Here is a 20,829-nt window from a genome sequence, read left to right on the forward strand (position 1 = left end):
TGTACAGATAAGAATGCCGGCCAACCTGACGATTGACCGGCACTTTTGACGCGTCGACCTTAGGCGGACGCTTGGCCTTCCGCCAGGAAGAACCAGGTTTCCAGCACCGAATCGGGGTTCAGCGAGACGCTTTCGATGCCCTGTTCCATCAGCCATTTGGCCAGGTCAGGGTGATCGGAAGGGCCTTGGCCGCAAATGCCGATGTACTTGCCGGCCTTGTTACAGGCCTGAATGGCGTTGGCCAGCAGCTTCTTGACCGCAGGGTTACGCTCGTCGAACAGGTGCGCGATGATCCCCGAGTCGCGGTCCAGGCCCAGGGTCAGTTGGGTCAGGTCATTGGAGCCGATGGAGAAACCGTCGAAGAACTCCAGGAACTCTTCGGCCAGAATGGCGTTGGATGGCAGCTCGCACATCATGATCACGCGCAGGCCGTTTTCACCACGGGACAAGCCGTTTTCGGCCAGCAGGTCCACCACCTGGCTCGCTTCGCCCAGGGTACGGACGAACGGCACCATGATCTCGACGTTGGTCAGGCCCATCTCGTTGCGCACGCGCTTGAGGGCGCGGCACTCGAGTTCGAAGCAATCACGGAACGCTTCGCTGATGTAACGCGAGGCGCCACGGAAGCCCAGCATCGGGTTTTCTTCTTCCGGCTCGTAGAGCTTGCCGCCGATCAGGTTGGCGTATTCGTTGGACTTGAAGTCCGACAGACGCACGATGACCTTTTTCGGGTAGAACGCCGCGGCCAGGGTGCTGATGCCTTCCACCAGCTTCTCGACATAGAAGCCCACCGGGTCGTTGTAGCCAGCGATGCGCTTGTCGACGCTGTCCTTGATTTCCGGCGGCAGGCCGTCGTAGTTCAACAGGGCCTTGGGGTGGACGCCGATCATGCGGTTGATGATGAATTCCAGGCGAGCCAGGCCCACACCGGCGTTCGGCAGTTGCGCGAAGTCGAAGGCACGGTCCGGGTTGCCGACGTTCATCATGATCTTGAACGGCAGGTCAGGCATCGCATCGATGGAGTTTTGCTTGATGTCGAAGCCCAGCTCGCCTTCGAAGATAAAGCCGGTATCGCCTTCGGCGCAGGATACGGTCACACCCTGGCCATCCTTGAGCAGTTGGGTGGCGTTGCCGCAACCGACTACCGCAGGAATCCCCAGTTCACGGGCGATGATCGCCGCGTGGCAGGTACGCCCGCCACGGTTGGTGACGATGGCGCTGGCGCGCTTCATCACGGGTTCCCAGTCCGGGTCGGTCATGTCGGAGACCAGCACGTCACCGGGCTGGACCTTGTCCATCTCGGACACGTCCTTGATGATCCGCACCTTGCCGGCGCCGATGCGCTGACCGATGGCGCGGCCTTCCACCAGCACAGTGCCGGTTTCCTTGAGCAGGTAGCGTTCCATGACGTTGGCCGAAGTGCGGCTCTTCACGGTTTCCGGACGCGCCTGCACGATGTACAGCTTGCCGTCGTCGCCGTCTTTGGCCCACTCGATGTCCATCGGGCACTGGTAGTGCTTCTCGATGATCATCGCCTGTTTCGCCAGCTCGCTGACTTCAGCGTCGGTCAGGCAGAAGCGCGCGCGCTCGGCCTTATCCACGTCGACGGTTTTCACCGAGCGACCGGCCTTGGCCTCGTCGCCGTAGATCATCTTGATGGCCTTGCTGCCCAGGTTACGGCGCAGGATGGCCGGGCGACCCGCTGCGAGGGTGCCCTTGTGTACGTAGAATTCGTCCGGGTTTACCGCGCCTTGTACGACGGTTTCGCCGAGGCCGTAGGCGCCGGTGATGAACACTACGTCACGAAAGCCCGATTCGGTATCCAGGGTGAACATCACACCGGCGGTGCCGGTTTCCGAACGCACCATGCGCTGCACGCCGGCAGACAGGGCCACCAGCTTGTGGTCGAAACCTTGGTGTACACGGTAGGAAATGGCGCGATCGTTGAACAGCGAAGCGAACACTTCCTTGGCTGCGCGGATCACGTTTTCCACGCCGCGGATGTTGAGGAAGGTCTCCTGCTGGCCCGCGAAAGAGGCGTCGGGCAAGTCTTCGGCGGTGGCCGAGGAGCGCACGGCGACAGCCATGTCCGGGTTGCCGGCCGACAGCGTGGCGAACGCCGTGCGGATTTCTTCGTTGAGTTTCTCGGGGAACTCGGCTTCCATGATCCACTGACGGATCTGGGCGCCGGTCTTGGCCAGGGCGTTGACGTCATCGACGTCCAGAGCGTCCAGCGCGGCGTGGATCTGGGCGTTGAGGCCGCTCAGTTCGAGAAAATCACGGTAAGCCTGGGCGGTGGTGGCAAAACCACCTGGCACCGAGACGCCAGCGCCTGCAAGATTACTGATCATCTCGCCGAGGGATGCGTTCTTGCCCCCTACGTGCTCCACATCATGGACGCCGAGCTTATCGAGGGAAACTACGTACTCTACCAAGGTGATCTCTCCACTTTCTGTATTGGAAAAGCTCAGGACGCCGGCTGCTCAGTAGGAGCATTCGCCAGCGCTTGTGGCCTGGACCTGGAAAATAAGTGAGAATGCGGCCCACAGAGGGACGGCAAAATCGCGCCTATCATATCCAAGATTCGCCATCAGCTTAAGGCCCAGGGCTCAAATGAAACGATCTGCTTTCTTTATTTCCGACGGCACCGGCATCACAGCCGAAACACTGGGCCAAAGCCTGCTCGCGCAGTTCGAAAACGTTACTTTCGCCAAATTCACGCGGCCGTATATCGACAACGCGGATAAAGCGCGGGCCATGGTACAACAAATCAATCTGGCGGCAGAAAAAGACGGCTTTCGTCCGATCATTTTCGACACCATCGTCAATCAAGACATTCGTGAGATCCTTGCTACGTCCAATGGTTTCATGATCGACATTTTCTCGAGCTTCCTGGCGCCGCTGGAACAGGAGTTGAGTGAACATTCCTCCTATTCCGTCGGAAAGTCCCATTCCATTGGGCATAACTCCAACTACATGGAGCGTATCGAGGCGGTGAACTTCGCCCTCGACAACGACGACGGAGCCCGCACCCACTACTACGACAAGGCCGACATCATCCTGGTGGGCGTGTCGCGCTGCGGCAAGACCCCGACTTGTCTGTACATGGCCATGCAATTCGGCATCCGCGCGGCCAACTACCCGCTGACCGAAGACGACATGGAACACCTGACGCTGCCGACTGCCCTGCGCGCGCATTCGCACAAGCTGTTCGGGCTGACCATCGACCCGGACCGCCTGACGGCCATCCGCAACGAGCGCAAGCCCAACAGCCGCTACTCCAGCTATGCCCAGTGCGAATTCGAAGTGCGCGAAGTGGAAAATCTGTTCCGTCGAGAGAACATTGCGCACATCAATTCCACGCATTTCTCGGTGGAAGAGATCTCGGCGAAAATTCTGGTGGAGAAAGGCGTCGAACGCCGCTTTAAATAATCTGTTTGTCTGAACCGACACCATCGCGAGCAAGCCCGCGCCCACAGGAAAATGCATTCCAAAGGTGGGAGCGGGCGGGCTCACGATGAACGATAACTCGGCGAACCCGCCTAAAGGTGGAAGCGCCCACCGCCCTGCCCCAACGCAGTGGCCAGCGCATCAAACCCCGCCCGCAACAACTGATCATCTCCCGACGTATTGCAGATACTCGCCCGGATAAACTGCGGCACTGCGGTCTGCCCCACGGCAAACGCCTCGGCGGTGGCGATCAGGTAATTATTCTGCTTGAGTTCCGCCTCGATTTCCGACGCTCGCCAAGGCTCCGGGACTTCAATCCAGAAGTGCGGGCTATTGAGGTGCGTGCGGTATTCCAGGCCGGCCAACAGGCCCTGCACCAACGCCTTGCGTCGGCTGATCTCGTTGATCTGCTGGCGCAGCAGGTATTCCGCCGTGCCGTTCTCGATCCACTGGGTCGCCAACTCCAGGGTCACCGGCGTGGCCATCCAGCAGGTCGAACGCAGCGCCGCTGAAATACGGCTGACCAATGCCGGCGGCGCATGCACATAGCCGACACGCAGCCCCGCCGACACGGCCTTGCTCAAGCTGCTGATCAAAATCGTACGCTCGGGCGCGAAATAACTCAGGGGCGGCGGTCGGTCTTCCACCAGCACACCGTGGGCTTCATCCTCAAGAATCAGCAGGTTGTGCTCACGACAGACTTTGACCAGCGCCTCGCGGCGTGCGACCGATAACACGGCAGTGGTCGGGTTCTGGATGGTGGGCGTGCAGTACAACGCCGAAACCCTGTGATTGCGACAGACTTCATCGAGTGCCCCGGGCAGCACACCTTCGTCATCCATCTCCAGGCCGATCAGGCGCACACCGAGCATGCGCGCGGCGGTGATCAGCCCCGGATACGTCAGTTGCTCGGTGACCACCGTGTCGCCGGCGCGCAGCAGCGCCATCATCGCGCAGAGCAACCCGTGCTGGCCGCCGTTGACGCAAATGACCTGCTCGGGGATGGGATGAAAATCGCGCTGCACCAGCCACTGCGCGCCCGCTTCGCGGTAACGCGGCAGACCGGCGTCCGGCGTGTAGGCACTGATGTCCTGGAGAAACTTGGCGTTGGTCGACAGGGTCTGGAAACTCTGCGCCAGGAACACCGTCTCCTGCCCCGGAATATGCATGTTGCGGCTCATGTCGAAGTATTGGCGCGGCTCCTCGCTGAAGTTGCGGAAACCTTCATCCCGTTGGCGCTCCATCCCACGCTTGCGCACGAACGTGCCGTCACCTACCCGTGCCACCACCAACCCCAGGCGTTCCAGCTCGCCGTAGGCCCGGCTGATGGTGCCGATGGTCACCCCCAGATTGTCGGAAAGTACCCGATGGGGCGGCAGTTTCCGTCCCGGTTCAATCAAGCCCTCGAGGATGCCCCGTTCCATGACATCGGACAGGCGCTTGTACTTGACGCCCTGCCCATTGGACAACCCCTCACGCATAATTGACACCATGTCAATATTTGTTTTGACAGCCATCTTTAGCCCTAATAGTGTGCTTTTACGGGTTCAATCGCCGAAAAAAATAACTCATTACAAGTTCAATATAGAGTTCAATTCCGGCTCAGGGAAGCAATAAACGATGCCAATGTCCGCCGTTCTCGAAAACGCTGCAAAAACCAAAACTCAAAAACAGTGGTTGGCCGGCCTGGTGACCAGTGTGATGTTTCTCATCGTTTGCCTGAGTTGGGGTACCACTTGGCTCGGCATCAAAATCGCCGTGGAGAGCGTGCCGCCGCTGACCTCCGCCGGCTTGCGCTTCCTGATCGCGTTCCCGCTGTTCCTGTGTTTTGCCATGGTGCGCCGCGAGCCGATCCTGTTCCCCCGGGAAAGCCGTTGGTTCTTCGTGTTCGTGACCCTGTCCTACTTCAGCGTGCCCTATTACCTGCTCAACTACGGCGAAATGCATGTTTCGTCCGGCCTCACCGCGCTGCTGTTCAGTTGCATGCCGGTGTTCATCCTGATTTTCTCCGCGCTGTTCCTGCGCGAGCGCATCTACTTTTCCCAGGTGGTCGGCATCGGTATCGGCTTCGGCAGCCTTTACATGATCATCAGGAGCCAGGGCCTGCACCTGGACCACGCCGAGTTCTTCGGGGTACTGGCGATTCTGAGCGCCGCGATCATGCATGCCTTGTGCTACGTCATTACCAAGCAAAAAGGCAGCGCCATCAGCGTGATCACTTACAACACACTGCCCATCGGGATCGCCGGGCTGATGCTGTTCGTCGCCGGCCTGTGGTTTGAAACACCGACTTTCGAAGCCATCACCCTGCGTTCGTGGGGCGCCCTGTTCTACCTGGGCCTGGTCGCATCGGTGGGCGGGTTCATCGTGTATTTCATGCTGCTCAAGCGCCTGAGCCCGATCATCCTCTCGTTCGTGTTCATCATCTTCCCGGTGTTCGCGGTGATCATCGGCGCCTGGTACGAAGGCGTGGCGATTTCCCGCGACCTCATGCTGTATTCGGCCATTCTGCTGGCCGGTTTTGCGATCACCAAGTTGCCCATCGAAAAACTCATGGCCAAGAAAAATTGAGCCTCTTTGAACGCGAGAGAAACATGGACGTCCTCCGCCCAGAAGCCCTGGAACAGATCTATGCCCACGCCAGCCGCAGCTACCCCGAGGAATGCTGTGGCTTCGTCTTCGCCGACGGCAGCGTGTACCTGGGCCGCAATATCCAGAACGAGCTGCACCGCAAGAACCCCGAGATGTACCCGCGCAGCGCGGCCAACGGCTACACCTTTTCCGTGGCCGACACGCTGTTGCTGAACAAGGCACTTCGCAGCGACAACCCGGTGGTGGTGATCTACCACTCCCACCCTGACGTCGGTGCCTATTTCAGCGACGAAGACCAGGACAAGGCGCTGTTCATGGGCGAGCCGATCTACCCCGTCAGCTACCTGGTGGTGGATGTTCGCCAGGGCCAGGCCCTGGGCTCGAAGCTGTTTGCCTGGGATGGCAAGCATTTCGCCCTTCAACCCCTCAACGACCTGCACACGGAGTTGTCCATGAACGCTGTCTCTTTCCCCGACATTCTGGTTCGCGTGGCCAAGCTGCCGGAATCGACCCTTGAGGGCACCGGATCGACATTGCGCGAAGTCATTGAAAACCTCTGCGACAGCCACCCGCAGTTGCGTATGCACCTGTTCCACGAGAACAACAACCAGCTCAAGGAACACTTCCTCTTTACCGCCGAGGAAGCATTGATCGAGGCGGACGACCGGCTACCGGAAAAGGCCAGGATTGAAGTGTTGCTCGCCACCTCCGGCGGCATCGACGTCGACAGCCTGAGCAATGAAGAAGTGCAGCGTTACGTGCGCCATATCACCCTGCCCGGCGTCGGTCGCGAAGGCCAGTTGAACCTGAAAAAAGCCAAGGTGCTGATCATCGGCACCGGCGGCCTGGGCTCGCCCATCAGCCTGTACCTGGCGGCAGCCGGCATCGGCACCCTGGGGCTGGTGGATTTCGATGTGGTCGAGAGCAGCAACCTGCAACGCCAGATCGTCCACGGCAACAGCACCCTGGGCATGTCCAAGGTCGCGTCCGCCAAGCAACGCTTGCAAGACCTCAACAGCCACATCCAGATCAATGCCCATGACACCGCGCTGACCGCCGACAACGCCCTGGAACTGGTCGGCGCCTACGACCTGGTGATCGACGGCACCGACAATTTCGACACGCGCTACCTGGTCAACGACGCCTGCGTGCAGTTGGGCAAACCCCTGGTGTTCGGCGCCATCTACCGTTTCGACGGGCAGATCAGCGTGCTCAATTACAAAGGCGGGCCCTGCTACCGCTGCCTGTTCCCCAAGGCACCACCAGCGGAACTGGCGCCCAATTGCAGCGCTGGCGGAGTGATCGGCGTGCTGCCGGGGGTAGTCGGGATGATCCAGGCGACCGAGGCGATCAAGTTGCTGATCGGCATCGGCGAACCCTTGTCCGGCCGCTTGATGCGCTTCGATGCACTGGCGATGAAATTCAGCGAGATCCGCTTCAAGCGCCGCGCCGACTGCCCGTGCTGTTCGGAACTGCGCCACAGCGCACCCCTCGCGCCGACAGTCTGCGCCGACGCCGTACCGAGCAAGCCCAGCCTGGCCGAAGAGCGCTACATCAAGCCGCGGGTACTCAAACAACTGCTCGAACGCCACAGCAGCGCCGACGTGCTGCTGGACGTGCGCGACGCCAGCGAACTGGAGGTCTGCAAGTTGCCGGGCGTGGTGCATATCCCCCTCGCTGAACTGGACGGTCAGCTCGACAGCCTCAGCCGAGACAACACTCACTACCTGATCTGCTACGCCGGAACCCGCGCCGAGCAAGCGGCCAGCACCCTGCTGGCGGCCGGCTTCGCCAACACCAAAGTTCTGCAAGGCGGCATGAAACATTGGGTTCGCGACGTCGAACCCGATATGCCTTTGTACTGATCACGGCCCTGGGTAATGACCTGATGTTGCATAACTCAATTCTCGACGCCATCGGCCACACACCGATCGTGCGCCTGGCGCAGTTTTCCGAAGACCTCGGCATCGAGGTCTACGCCAAACTGGAATCGCTCAACCCCGGCGGCAGCCACAAGGCGCGCATCGCCTTGGGCATGATCCTCGACGCCGAGCGTCGCGGCGTGCTGATGCGCGACTCCGGGCAAACCATTATCGAACCCAGCGGCGGCAACACCGGCATTGGCCTGGTGATGGCTGGCAACGTGCTCGGCTACAAAGTGGTGCTAGTGATCCCGGATAACTACAGCCCCGAAAAGCAGAAACTGCTGCGCCTGTATGGCGCCAAGGTGGTGCTGTCGGACAGCCGCCTCGGCAACAATTCCCATGGCGAGAAATGCATGGAGTTGCAACTGGAAAACCCCAGCTACGTGATGCTCAACCAGCAACGCAACGGCGCCAACCCGCAGACCCACCGCGACACCACCGCGCCGGAGATCCTCAGCGCCTTCGGTGAGCAGCGCGTGGATTACTTCGTCAGCGGCATCGGCACCGGCGGCCATATCACCGGCATCGGCGAAACCCTCAAGGCCGCCTGGCCGGCCCTGCGCGTGATGGGCGTGGAACCGGAGGAATGCGACCTGCTGAAAAACCAGCACGCCCCCCACCATATCCAGGGCCTGTCGATCGGCTTGATCCCGAGCATCCTCAACCTGGACGTGCTGGACGGCATGCTCAAGGTGTCGCGCGTGGAATGCCTCGACATGATGAAACGCATCATGCGTACCGATGCCATCAGCCTGGGCCTGTCCTCGGCCGCCAATATGGTGGCCATCGCCAAGCTCGCCCCGGAGTTACCGCCCGAAACGGTGGTGTTGACCATGGTCTACGACAATGCCGACAGCTACCTGCCCAGTTTCGAATAACCGGTTATCCAACCATCCAGAATGCGGGGGTGCCTCCATGGGCGGCTTTATCGACATGCAACATCTGCACGATGAATTGCTTACCCACCTCATCAAGACCCTGACGCCCACGCAGATGAAGCAGCTGGAGCCGCACTTGGCGCCGTTGGTCCAGAGCGCCGCCCAGGCGGTGGCCGAGGACCTGATTGCCTACGCCTACCGCGACCCGGCGTCGCGCGGACGCGGCGAGTTGATCCTGGAATCCTATGCCTCGTTCAAGGCGGTGCTGTTCTACCGGCTGGCGCACCGGGTGTGGCATTTTCCCGACCAGACCAACGGGATGTTTTCGCGCATTGCCCTCAAGCTCAGCAACCAGGGCAAGATCCTCTCCGGCGCGGAGATTCACCCGGCAGCGCGCATCGGTCGGCGCTTTGTGCTCGACCATGGCTACGGCACGGTGATCGGTGAAACCTGCGAGATCGGCAACGACTGCTACATCCTCTGCGGCGTGACCCTCGGCGCTCGCGGCATCGCCAACAACCCCGACGGCAAGCGCCACCCGCGCCTGGGCAACAACGTCGAAATCGGCTCCGGCGCCCGCGTGCTGGGCTACGTGCAGATCGGCGACAACGTGTTCATCAGCCCAGCGTGCGTGATCACCCAGGACGTACCGGCGGGGACCAAGGTCAAGGTGGTCAACCAGATCCAATTGCAAAAGAACGACGAATCGGAGCACAGCAGCTACCTCGGCGCCTTCGCTCTCGATGAGCGCCTGCACGTGGTCGGCGAGATCAACGCCAACCACAAGGTCACGGTGCTGGACGCCGACTTTCACCCGTTGCAGGGGCTGATGCTCGAACCCACGGTGAAAGAACGCCATCACCTGCAATTTCGCCTGCGCCACATCGAAATGGGCGACCGCCTGCCACGCCTGCCGCTGAACCTGAAAGTCTGCGGGCCGGAATTTGAAATCACCCTGCTTTCCCCCCCTGGCTTGAGCGCAATGGTGCGTCACCTGCTGCAAGCCAGCCCATTGATTGTCGGAGGTTGAACATGTCTGTGCACACCATGGAAACCCTGGCGCTGTTTGACAGCGCGCCCTACCAGAACGCCTTCAGCGCCCGGGTGATTGCCGTCAGCGAACACGGCATCGCCCTGGAGCACACGCTGTTCTACCCTACCGGCGGCGGGCAACCCGGCGACAGCGGCCACTTCACCCTGGACGACGGCACGCGCGTGGACATCCTCGGCACGGTGCGCGACCCGGTGCAGCGCTCGATCATCTGGCACCAGGTGGAACACTGTCCCGAGCAGTTGAGCGCCGGGGTCCAGGTGGATGCCAGCCTCGATTGGGAACGGCGCTACCAGCACATGAAAATGCACACCTGCCTGCACCTGCTGTGTTCGCTCATCGACGCCCCGGTCACCGGCTGCAGCATCAGCGCCGACAAAGGGCGACTGGATTTCGACCTGCCGGAAATGACCCTGGACAAAGACAGCATCACCCGCGATATCAACGCGCTGATCGAACAGGCTCATCAGGTGAAAACCCTGTCGATGCCCGCGTCGGAGTACGCAACCCTGCTGCAGATCACCCGCACCCAAGCGGTAGCTCCGCCCGTGATCCAGGGCTCGGTGCGCGTAATTGAAATTGCCGGAATCGATATCCAGCCATGCGGCGGCACCCATGTGATCAACACCGAAGAAATCGGCCGGGTGTTTTGCGAGAAGATCGAGAAGAAGAGCAAGCATAACCGTCGGGTTATTTTGCGCTTTGAATGAATGTTCAGCAGAACGGGGTCGATGCAGGTGCGGGCTTACCGCCCCACATTGACCCGTTTTTCTATCGCTGAACTTAACCCTTCAGCGCTTTGATCTGGTTATTCAGCTGCTCGATTTGCTTCTGCAGTTCGGAAATCACCTTGGAAAATTCAGCCATCATCTGGTCGATGCGTGTGCGAAGTTGCTCATTGTCGCGTGCGAGATCCTCGAGGGTACGAGGCGCCTGGTTTGATTCATCGGACCGGGCCGACGGGTTGCTTTCGTTGGACTGCGCCGCGCCTTGCTTGCCTTGGCCCGAAGAAGCCCCCTGATTGGCCTGACCCTGACCCTGACCCTGCGCCGCGCCTTGCTTGCCTTGACCGGAAGAAGCACCCTGATTGGCCTGCCCCTGACCCTGCCCCTGACCCTGCGCTGCGCCTTGCTTGCCCTGGCCGGAAGAAGCACCCTGATTGGCCTGACCCTGACCCTGCGCCGCGCCTTGCTTGCCTTGACCGGAAGAAGCACCCTGATTGGCCTGCCCCTGACCCTGCGCTGCGCCTTGCTTGCCCTGACCGGAAGAAGCTCCCTGATTGGCCTGACCCTGACCCTGACCCTGACCCTGACCCTGCCCCTGCGCTGCGGGAGGCATCCGGGTCTGGGGAGTATCCGCGCCCAACCTCTTACTCAAATCACCGATCTGGTCTTGAAGCCCTTTAACGACCGAATTGAAACCGGACTCCAACTTATTGAGCCTATCGCCCAGTTGCTTATTTTCGGCAGTCAAGCGCTCAAGGGAGGGAGGAGCATCCCGCCCGGCCCCTTGTGTATTGTCCATACGGCCGCGCGCTTCAGGCGACGTGCCGTTCTGCTTCGCCGCAGGATCACCACGAGTACTGGGGTTCGACGGTGCCGCCTCTTTTCCAGACGCTGCCTTCACCTTGGGGTGCTGCGCAAGCTGGTTCACTTGCTCCTGAAGCTTCATGATTTGCGGCGTTAACTTGGCGACCATCTGATCATATTTTTCGGCCAACTGTTTGTTCTGGCCAGAGAGGTGTTCCAGATGAGCGGGTACCGCGTTTTTTGCCGCAGACGACGCCTTGGCCAGAGGACTGTCAGGTACTCTGAGGCTCTCGTCGGCGCGACGGAGCCTGGCGTTCGGCGACATGTCATAGCCGACGGTGTTGGGCATTGGCGGGCGATTGTTTACGCTATTCATAAAAGGGCCTTTTCAGATTCAGGTGTTTGATCCACAAGCATCGCTTGCCAGATGACCCGCGCCTGCAGGGCATCTGACACCTGATTGGCTTCTATCTGAAAACGGTTCCGAAGATGTAGGACGCATCAATCGCAAAGTATGTCTGTGTCAAAACCTGCCCTTCGCGAGCGTGCGCAACCACGGCGCGTTCATATCACCCATAAATCCACAAAGCGATTCACCGGCGTGGCTTCAAGCCGCGCCTGATCCTTGCACAACGCAAAAATCTCGGCACTGCGCTGGGCCGTAAAGCGCGTCGCCAGGTTGGCCTTGAACTTGTCTTCCAGCAACGGAATACCGTCCACCCGGCGCCGACGATGCCCAATCGGGTACTCCACCGCGACCTGCTCGGTGTGGGTGCCATCGTTGAAGAACACCTGCACCGCATTGGCGATGGAACGTTTGTCCGCCTCCAGGTATTCGCGGCTGTAGCGGGGCTCTTCGACGATCACCATCTTTTCGCGCAGCTCGTCGATGATCGGGTGCGCAGCGTGGAACTCATCTTCGTACTGCTCGGCCACCAGCGTGCCGAAGGCCAGCGGCACGGCGGTCATGTATTGCAGGCAGTGATCGCGGTCGGCCGCATTGGCCAATGGGCCGACCTTGGAAATGATCCGAATCGCCGACTCATGGGTAGTGATCACGATGCGTTCGATGTCGTGCAGGCGATCCACAACCTGCGGGTGCAAGGTCACCGCAGCTTCGCAGGCGGTTTGCGCGTGGAACTCGGCGGGAAAGCTGATCTTGAACAGCACGTTTTCCATCACATAGGTGCCGTAGGGTTGGGACAGGCTGAAGGTGCGCTTGTCTTCGGGCTTGAGCGCCAGGTCCTTGTTGGTGTGACTGAACAGCACATCGTAGAAGCCCCATTGCGGCGCGCTCAACACCCCGGGGATGCCCATCTCGCCGCGCAGCGCGATGTCTGCCAACCGCACACCGCGACTGGAGGCATCGCCCGCCGCCCAGGATTTGCGCGAACCGGCATTCGGTGCGTGCCGATAGGTGCGCAATGCCTGACCGTCGACAAAGGCGTGGGACAGCGCCGACAGCAGTTGCTCGCGGTTGGCGCCCATCAGCTTGGCGGTGACCGCCGTCGAGGCGACTTTCACCAGCAGCACATGGTCGAGACCGACACGGTTGAAGGCGTTTTCCAGGGCAATCACACCCTGGATCTCGTGGGCCATGATCATCGCTTCCAGCACTGCGCGCACGGTCAGCGGCGCGTCGCCATTGGCCACGCGTCGTTGCGAGAGGTGATCGGCCACGGCGAGGATGCCGCCGAGGTTATCCGAGGGGTGGCCCCATTCGGCGGCGAGCCAGGTGTCGTTGTAGTCGAGCCAGCGCACGATGCAGCCGATGTCCCAGGCGGCCTTGACCGGGTCGAGCCGGAACGACGTGCCCGGCACCCGCGCGCCGAACGGCACCACCGTACCCTCGACCAGCGGCCCCAGGTGCTTGGTGCATTCCGGGAACCGCAGCGCCAGCAGGCCGCAACCGAGGGTGTCCATCAGGCAGTTGCGCGCAGTGTCCAGCGCGGCTGGGGAGTCGATCCGGTAGTTGAGGACGTAGTCAGCGATGTCCTGCAAAACCTGGTCGTAGTCGGGGCGGGTGTTCTGGTCGACGTTGGCGCTCATGGCTGTTCTCCAAAGTGGGTGGGGGGTCAGTCCTCGGGCTCACGGTTACTGGAAGCAGATCTTCGATGCCTGCCTTGGAATAGAGATCCCTTGTGGGAGGGGGCTTGCCCCCGATGACGGCGGGTCAGTCAATGAATGTGTCGACTGGTACACCGCTATCGGGGGCAAGCCCCCTCCCACATTGGATGTGTATCGAGCCTTAGAACGCGTCGCCTGGGACGCGTACAAAGCCTTCCATCAACACCCGCGCGCTACGGCTCATGATGGCCTTCTTCACCACCCATTCGCCGTTGACTTGGGTGGCTTCAGCGCCGCCCGCCGTCAGCGATGTCCTGCAAAACCTGGTCGTAGTCGGGGCGGGTGTTCTGGTCGACGTTGGCGCTCATGGCTGTTCTCCAAGGTGGGTGGGGGGGCAGTCCTCTGGCTCACGGTTACTGGAAGCCGATCTTCGATGCCTGCCTTGGAATAGAGATCCCTTGTGGGAGGGGGCTTGCCCCCGATGACGGTGGGTCAGTCAATGAATGTGTCGACTGGTACACCGCTATCGGGGGCAAGCCCCCTCCCACATTGGATGTGTATCGAGCCTTAGAACGCGTCGCCTGGGACGCGTACAAAGCCTTCCATCAACACCCGCGCGCTACGGCTCATGATGGCCTTCTTCACCACCCATTCGCCGTTGACCTGGGTGGCTTCAGCGCCGACCCGCAAGGTGCCGGACGGATGCCCGAAGCGCACCGCGTTGCGTTCCACGCCGCCCGCCGCGAGGTTGACCAAGGTCCCGGAAATCGCCGCCGCCGTGCCGATCGCCACCGCTGCGGTGCCCATCATCGCGTGGTGCAACTTGCCCATGGACAAGGCACGCACCAGCAGGTCGATATCGCCGGCCTTGATCGCCTTGCCGCTGGAAGCCACGTAGTCCGCAGGCGGTGCCACGAAGGCCACCTTCGGCGTGTGCTGACGCTGGGCGGCTTCGTCCAGATGCTTGATCAGGCCCATGCGCAACGCGCCATAGGCCCGCACCGTCTCGAACATCGCCAGGGCTTTCGGGTCGCCGTTGATCGCGCCTTGCAGCTCGGTACCGGTATAGCCCAGGTCTTGCGCGTTGATGAAGATCGTCGGGATACCCGCATTGATCAGCGTGGCCTTGAAGGTGCCGACGCCCGGCACCTCCAGGTCATCGATCAGGTTGCCGGTGGGGAACATCGAACCACCGCCGCCCTCTTCTTCAGCGGCCGGGTCCAGGAACTCCAACTGCACTTCGGCGGCCGGGAAGGTCACGCCGTCCAGTTCGAAGTCGCCGGTTTCCTGCACCGCGCCGTCGGTGATCGGTACGTGGGCGATGATGGTCTTGCCGATATTGGCCTGCCAGATCCGCACCACGGCCACGCCGTTGTGGGGCACGCGGGCCGGGTCGACCAGGCCCGCGCTGATGGCGAAGGAACCCACCGCCGCCGACAGGTTGCCGCAGTTACCGCTCCAGTCGACGAACGGTTTGTCGATGGCGACCTGGCCGAACAGGTAATCCACGTCATGCTCGGCGCGGCTGCTCTTGGCCAGGATCACGGTTTTGCTGGTGCTCGACGTGGCGCCGCCCATGCCGTCGATCTGCTTGTCGTAGGGATCGGGGCTGCCGATCACCCGCAACAGCAGGGCATCGCGTGCGGCACCCGGGACCTGCGCCGACTCGGGCAGGTCCTGGACGCTGAAAAACACACCCTTGCTGGTGCCGCCTCGCATGTAGGTGGCGGGGATCTTGATTTGCGGTACGTGTGACATGGTTATCCTCTTCAGGCGGTCGCCGCCGATTCCAGGAAGTCCTGGGCAAAACGTTGCAACACGCCGCCCGCCTCGTAGATCGACACTTCTTCAGCGGTGTCCAGGCGGCAGGTCACCGGCACTTCGACACGTTCGCCATTCTTGCGGTTGATCACCAGGGTCAACTGCGCGCGCGGGGTGCGTTCGCCGACCACGTCATAGGTTTCGCTGCCGTCGATCTTCAACGTGTGACGGTCGGTGCCCGGCAGGAACTCCAGCGGCAACACGCCCATGCCCACCAGGTTGGTGCGGTGAATGCGTTCGAAACCTTCGGCGGCAATCGCTTCCACACCCGCCAGGCGCACGCCCTTGGCCGCCCAGTCGCGGGACGAACCCTGACCGTAGTCGGCGCCGGCGATGATGATCAGCGGCTGCTTGCGCTCCATGTAGGTTTCGATGGCTTCCCACATGCGCGTGACCTTGCCTTCCGGCTCGATGCGCGCCAGGGAACCCTGCTTGACCTTGCCGTTCTCGACGACCATTTCGTTGAACAGTTTCGGGTTGGCGAAGGTCGCGCGTTGCGCGGTCAGGTGGTCGCCGCGGTGGGTCGCGTAGGAGTTGAAGTCGACTTCCGGCAGGCCCATTTTCGCCAGGTATTCGCCGGCGGCGCTGTCGAGCATGATCGCGTTGGACGGCGACAGGTGGTCGGTGGTGATGTTGTCCGGCAGCACTGCCAGCGGGCGCATGCCCTTGAGCGGCCGCGCACCGGCCAGCGCGCCTTCCCAGTACGGCGGACGGCGGATATAGGTACTTTGCGGGCGCCACTCATACAGCGGCGCGACTTTCGGGCCGGTGTCTTCGTGGATCGCGAACATCGGGATATACACTTTGCGGAACTGCTCCGGCTTGACCGACGCCTTGACCACCGCGTCGATTTCTTCGTCGCTCGGCCAGATGTCTTTCAGGCGGATTTCCTTGCCGTTGGCGTCGAGGCCCAGTACGTCCTTCTCGATGTCGAAACGGATGGTGCCGGCAATCGCATAGGCCACCACCAGCGGCGGCGAAGCCAGGAACGCTTGCTTGGCATACGGGTGGATACGCCCGTCGAAGTTGCGGTTACCCGACAACACGGCGGTGGCGTACAGGTCGCGGTCAATGATCTCTTGCTGGATCACCGGGTCGAGCGCACCGGACATGCCGTTGCAGGTGGTGCAGGCGAAGGCCACCACGCCGAAACCGAGTTTTTCCAGTTCGTGCCCAAGGCCGGCTTCTTCGAGGTACATGGCCACGGTTTTCGAACCGGGCGCCAGGGACGACTTAACCCACGGCTTGCGGCTCAGCCCCAGCTTGTTGGCGTTGCGCGCCAGGAGGCCGGCGGCGATCACGTTGCGCGGGTTGCTGGTGTTGGTGCAACTGGTGATCGCGGCAATGATGACCGCACCGTCGGGCATTTGCCCCGGTACTTCTTCCCACTGGCCGGAGATGCCTTTGGCGGCGAGGTCGCTGGTGGCGACACGGGCGTGCGGGTTGCTCGGGCCGGCCATGTTGCGCACGACGCTGGACAGGTCGAAGGTCAGGCCGCGTTCGTATTTCGCGCCCTTGAGGTCGTCGGCCCACAGGCCGGTCTGGCGAGCGTACTGCTCGACCAGGGCGACTTGTGCGTCTTCACGGCCAGTGAGTTTCAGGTAGGCGATGGTCTGCGGGTCGATGTAGAACATCGCCGCGGTGGCGCCGTATTCCGGGGCCATGTTGGAGATGGTCGCGCGGTCGCCCAGGGTCAGTGCCGATGCACCTTCGCCGAAGAACTCGAGCCATGCGCCCACCACTTTCTGTTGACGCAGGAACTCGGTCAGCGCCAGCACCATGTCGGTGGCGGTGATACCGGGTTGCAGCTTGCCCGTCAGCTCCACGCCGACGCTTTCCGGCAGGCGCATCCACGAGGCGCGGCCGAGCATCACGCTCTCGGCTTCGAGGCCGCCGACGCCGATGGCGATCACGCCGAGGGCATCCACGTGCGGGGTGTGGCTGTCGGTGCCGACGCAGGTGTCGGGGAACGCCACGCCGTCACGCACCTGGATCACCGGAGACATTTTCTCCAGGTTGATCTGGTGCATGATGCCGTTGCCCGGCGGGATCACGTCGACGTTCTTGAAGGCTTTTTTGGTCCACTCGATAAAGTGGAAGCGGTCTTCGTTGCGGCGGTCTTCGATGGCGCGGTTTTTCTCGAACGCGTCCGGGTCGAAACCACCGGCTTCGACGGCCAGGGAGTGGTCGACGATCAGTTGGGTCGGCACCACCGGGTTGACCTGGGCCGGGTCGCCGCCTTGCAGGGCGATGGCATCGCGCAGGCCGGCGAGGTCGACCAGGGCGGTCTGGCCGAGGATGTCATGGCACACCACCCGCGCCGGGAACCAAGGGAAGTCGAGGTCGCGCTTGCGCTCGATCAGTTGGCTCAGGGAAGCGTTGAGGGTGGCCGGGTCGCAACGACGCACCAGGTTTTCCGCGAGTACGCGGGAGGTGTAAGGCAAGGTGGCGTAGGCGCCGGGGGTGATTGCATCGACAGCCGCGCGGGCGTCGAAGTAATCGAGGCGGCTGCCGGGGAGCGATTTGCGAAATTCAGTGTTCATCGTCAGGACTCGGTCACGGTGATTACAAAAGGAACCCACTGATCCAGATTTGAAATGTGATTCAAATGTGGGAGGGGGCAAGCCCCCTCCCACCTTTTGACCTCATTTCAATCCTGGAATCGTCGGCCTTCAGCGACGTTCGATTGGCACGAACTTGCGCTGTTCGACGCCGATGTACTCAGCGCTTGGACGGATGATGCGGTTGTTGGCGCGCTGTTCGAACACATGCGCGGCCCAGCCGGTGAGGCGCGAGCACACGAAGATCGGGGTGAACAGCTTGGTCGGGATGCCCATGAAGTGGTACGCCGAGGCATGGTAGAAGTCGGCGTTGGGGAACAACTTCTTCTGCTCCCACATGACCTTGTCGATGGCTTCGGAGACCGGGAACAACACTTTGTCGTCCACTTCTTCGGCGAGCAGTTTCGACCAGCCCTTGATCACTTCATTACGCGGGTCGCTGTCTTTGTAGATCGCGTGACCGAAGCCCATGATCTTGTCCTTGCGCGCCAGCATGGCGAGGGTGCCGTCGACGGCGTCCTCGGCCGACAAGAAGCGCTCGATCATTTCCATCGCCGCTTCGTTGGCGCCGCCGTGCAGCGGGCCGCGCAGCGAACCGATGGCGGCGGTGATGCACGAATACAAGTCAGACAGGGTCGACGCACAGACACGCGCGGTAAAGGTCGACGCGTTGAATTCGTGCTCGGCGTACAGGATCAGCGACACGTTCATCACTTTGACGTGCAACTCGCTCGGCGCCTTGCCGTGCAGCAGGTGCAGGAAGTGACCGCCGATGGAAGGTTCGTCGGTCACACAGTCGATGCGTTTGCCGTCATGGCTGAAGCGGTACCAGTAGCACATGATCGCCGGGAAGGCAGCGAGCAGACGGTCGGTGACATCGCGCTGTACGCTGAAGTCCTGCTCCGGCTCGAGATTGCCGAGGAACGAGCAACCGGTACGCATCACGTCCATCGGGTGGGCGTCGGCCGGGATGCGCTCGAGCACTTCCTTGAGCGCCTGGGGCAGGTCACGCAGCTTGCTCAGCTTGGCGCTGTAGGCAGCCAGTTCGGTCTTGGTCGGCAATTCGCCGTACAGCAGCAGGTAGGCGACTTCTTCGAACTGCGCATCAGCGGCCAGTTCGCGCACGTCGTAGCCGCGATAGGTCAGGCCGGCACCGGCCTGGCCCACGGTGGACAGTGCGGTCTGCCCGGCCACCTGGCCACGCAGGCCAGCGCCGCTCAGTACTTTTGCTTCAGCCATGGTTACTCTCCAATTTTGTAGTTATCCGGGAGGCGCGTTCGTTACTTCTTGGCGGCGAACAGCGCGTCGAGCTTCTGCTCGAAGGTGTGGTAGTCGATGCGATCGTAAAGCTCCATGCGGGTTTGCATGGTGTCGATCACGTTCTGTTGGGTGCCGTCGCGACGGATCGCGGTGTAGACGTTTTCGGCGGCCTTGTTCATGGCGCGGAAGGCCGAGAGCGGGTACAGCACGATGGAAACATCGGCAGATTTCAGTTGATCGACGGTGTACAACGGGGTTGCACCGAACTCGGTAATGTTAGCCAGGATCGGCGCCTTTACCTTTGACGCGAACAGCTTGTACATGTCCAGCTCGGTGATGGCTTCCGGGAACACCATGTCGGCGCCGGCCTCGATGCAGGCGGCGGCGCGGTCCAGGGCGGATTCCAGGCCTTCGACGGCCAGCGCATCGGTACGCGCCATGATCACGAAGCTGTCATCGGTGCGCGCATCCACGGCGGCCTTGATGCGGTCGACCATTTCCTGCTGGGACACGATTTCTTTGTTCGGGCGATGACCGCAGCGCTTGGCGCCGACCTGGTCTTCGATATGGATGGCAGCGGCGCCGAACTTGATCATCGACTTGACGGTGCGTGCCACGTTGAACGCCGAGGAGCCGAAACCGGTGTCCACGTCCACCAGCAGCGGCAGGTCGCACACGTCGGTGATGCGGCGCACGTCGGTCAGCACGTCATCGAGGCCGGTGATGCCCAGGTCCGGCACGCCGAGGGAGCCCGCGGCCACCCCGCCACCCGACAGGTAGATCGCCTTGAAACCGGCGCGCTTGGCCAGCAGTGCGTGGTTGGCATTGATCGTGCCGACCACCTGCAATGGGTGTTCGCTGGCGACCGCGTCACGGAAACGCTGGCCTGGAGTGCGGTTGTTATTGGAACTCATGACTCACCTCGCTGAGTGGCTGTCTGGGGAGCACCGCCTGGGAAGTGGCGGGCGATATTGCGTTTGGAGGCGCCGATGTGACGACGCATCAACAACTCGGCCAGTTCACCGTCGCGATCGGCGATCGCGTCAAGAATACGGTGATGCTCGGCAAAGGCCTGGCGTGGACGATTGGGGGTCGCGGAGAACTGGATGCGGTACATACGCACCAACTGGTACAGCTCGCCGCAGAGCATTTGGGTCAAGGTGCGGTTGCCCGCACCCTGGATGATCCGGTAATGAAAGTCGAAGTCGCCTTCCTGCTGGTAATAGCCGACACCCGCCTGGAACGCCGCATCCCGTTCGTGGGTGTGCAGCACCTGGCGCAGTTCTTCGATCTCCGCATCGGTCATGCGCTCGGCAGCCAGGCGGCACGCCATGCCTTCGAGGGATTCGCGGATTTCATAGAGTTCGATCAGTTCCGCGTGGCTCAACGACACCACGCGAGCGCCCACATGGGGCACGCGCACCAGCAGGCGCTGGCCTTCGAGACGGTGGATCGCCTCACGCAACGGGCCGCGGCTGATGCCGTAGGTGCGCGCCAGTTCCGGCTCGGAGATCTTGCTGCCGGGGGCGATCTCGCCTTTGACGATAGCGGCCTGTATACGCCTAAAGACGTTCTCCGACATTGTCTGGGATTCTTCCGGGGAGACCACCGGAGCTTCCGATTGATCCAGCATATTGTCGACACCTTTAAAAGCAATGCCGCAAAAACTAGCCAATAAGCCCTACTTAGTCAAAG

Annotated in this window: 15 protein-coding genes and 1 pseudogene; 6 read left to right on the forward strand and 10 right to left on the reverse strand. The window is 61.6% G+C overall.

The window, feature by feature from the left end:
- Positions 1-59: 59 nt before the first annotated feature.
- Complete coding sequence (gene ppsA / locus C8K66_RS10230; protein WP_026139809.1) at positions 60-2,435, reverse strand: phosphoenolpyruvate synthase; 2,376 nt, start codon at positions 2,433-2,435, stop codon at positions 60-62.
- A gap of 178 nt (positions 2,436-2,613) precedes the next feature.
- On the opposite strand from ppsA, the gene C8K66_RS10235 reads away from it, so the two are divergent.
- Positions 2,614-3,432 carry a pyruvate, water dikinase regulatory protein gene (locus tag C8K66_RS10235; RefSeq protein WP_046382423.1) on the forward strand — a complete coding sequence of 273 codons (819 nt, stop codon included), beginning with the start codon at positions 2,614-2,616 and terminating at the stop codon, positions 3,430-3,432.
- A gap of 110 nt (positions 3,433-3,542) precedes the next feature.
- Here C8K66_RS10235 and C8K66_RS10240 read toward each other — a convergent pair whose 3' ends face one another.
- Positions 3,543-4,967 (reverse strand): PLP-dependent aminotransferase family protein, encoded by a 1,425-nt coding sequence (locus tag C8K66_RS10240; protein WP_026139808.1) that lies wholly within the window; start codon positions 4,965-4,967, stop codon positions 3,543-3,545.
- A 160-nt stretch (positions 4,968-5,127) separates the two neighbouring features.
- Between C8K66_RS10240 and C8K66_RS10245 the strand changes: the two genes are divergently transcribed.
- From C8K66_RS10245 to C8K66_RS10265, 5 genes are read left to right on the forward strand one after another with little or no spacing between them, the layout of a single operon-like run.
- Positions 5,128-6,021, forward strand: a complete 894-nt coding sequence (locus tag C8K66_RS10245; protein WP_162231523.1) for a DMT family transporter — start codon at positions 5,128-5,130, stop codon at positions 6,019-6,021.
- Between the two features lie 23 nt (positions 6,022-6,044).
- On the forward strand, positions 6,045-7,907 hold the full coding sequence (gene moeB / locus C8K66_RS10250; RefSeq protein ID WP_046382421.1) for a molybdopterin-synthase adenylyltransferase MoeB: 1,863 nt from the start codon (positions 6,045-6,047) through the stop codon (positions 7,905-7,907).
- Between the two features lie 23 nt (positions 7,908-7,930).
- On the forward strand, positions 7,931-8,845 hold the full coding sequence (locus tag C8K66_RS10255; protein WP_017845200.1) for a PLP-dependent cysteine synthase family protein: 915 nt from the start codon (positions 7,931-7,933) through the stop codon (positions 8,843-8,845).
- Between the two features lie 37 nt (positions 8,846-8,882).
- Positions 8,883-9,875, forward strand: coding sequence for a serine O-acetyltransferase (locus C8K66_RS10260; RefSeq protein WP_046382420.1), 993 nt, complete (start codon positions 8,883-8,885; stop codon positions 9,873-9,875).
- A 2-nt stretch (positions 9,876-9,877) separates the two neighbouring features.
- Positions 9,878-10,606: an alanyl-tRNA editing protein gene (locus tag C8K66_RS10265; protein WP_104902640.1), complete on the forward strand. Its 729-nt coding sequence runs from the start codon at positions 9,878-9,880 to the stop codon at positions 10,604-10,606.
- 73 nt (positions 10,607-10,679) lie between these two features.
- On the opposite strand, the gene C8K66_RS30985 is transcribed toward C8K66_RS10265, so the two are convergent.
- The 8 genes and pseudogenes from C8K66_RS30985 to C8K66_RS10300 all read right to left on the reverse strand — a co-directional run bounded on the left by C8K66_RS30985 (position 10,680) and on the right by C8K66_RS10300 (position 20,767).
- Positions 10,680-11,801 carry a DUF4200 domain-containing protein gene (locus C8K66_RS30985; protein ID WP_178087545.1) on the reverse strand — a complete coding sequence of 374 codons (1,122 nt, stop codon included), beginning with the start codon at positions 11,799-11,801 and terminating at the stop codon, positions 10,680-10,682.
- A gap of 188 nt (positions 11,802-11,989) precedes the next feature.
- Positions 11,990-13,474: a 2-methylcitrate dehydratase gene (gene prpD / locus C8K66_RS10275; protein ID WP_108524771.1), complete on the reverse strand. Its 1,485-nt coding sequence runs from the start codon at positions 13,472-13,474 to the stop codon at positions 11,990-11,992.
- A 199-nt stretch (positions 13,475-13,673) separates the two neighbouring features.
- A pseudogene (locus C8K66_RS31240) lies at positions 13,674-13,787 on the reverse strand (hypothetical protein); the annotation flags it as partial.
- Positions 13,788-14,059: 272 nt separating this feature from the next.
- Complete coding sequence (prpF, locus tag C8K66_RS10280; RefSeq protein WP_108524773.1) at positions 14,060-15,250, reverse strand: 2-methylaconitate cis-trans isomerase PrpF; 1,191 nt, start codon at positions 15,248-15,250, stop codon at positions 14,060-14,062.
- 11 nt (positions 15,251-15,261) lie between these two features.
- Positions 15,262-17,856, reverse strand: coding sequence for a Fe/S-dependent 2-methylisocitrate dehydratase AcnD (gene acnD, locus C8K66_RS10285; protein WP_046382417.1), 2,595 nt, complete (start codon positions 17,854-17,856; stop codon positions 15,262-15,264).
- Positions 17,857-17,985: 129 nt separating this feature from the next.
- Positions 17,986-19,113, reverse strand: coding sequence for a 2-methylcitrate synthase (prpC, locus tag C8K66_RS10290; RefSeq protein WP_046382416.1), 1,128 nt, complete (start codon positions 19,111-19,113; stop codon positions 17,986-17,988).
- Between the two features lie 41 nt (positions 19,114-19,154).
- Positions 19,155-20,048 carry a methylisocitrate lyase gene (prpB, locus tag C8K66_RS10295; RefSeq protein ID WP_017848474.1) on the reverse strand — a complete coding sequence of 298 codons (894 nt, stop codon included), beginning with the start codon at positions 20,046-20,048 and terminating at the stop codon, positions 19,155-19,157.
- A complete protein-coding gene (locus C8K66_RS10300; RefSeq protein ID WP_046382415.1) occupies positions 20,045-20,767 on the reverse strand; it encodes a GntR family transcriptional regulator in 723 nt (240 codons plus the stop codon). Before C8K66_RS10300 ends, prpB begins: the two co-directional genes overlap by 4 nt.
- Between the last annotated feature and the right edge of the window lie 62 nt (positions 20,768-20,829).

The organism is Pseudomonas sp. GV105, from assembly GCF_003058185.1.
In the GTDB taxonomy this organism is placed as follows: Bacteria; Pseudomonadota; Gammaproteobacteria; order Pseudomonadales; family Pseudomonadaceae; genus Aquipseudomonas; species Aquipseudomonas veronii.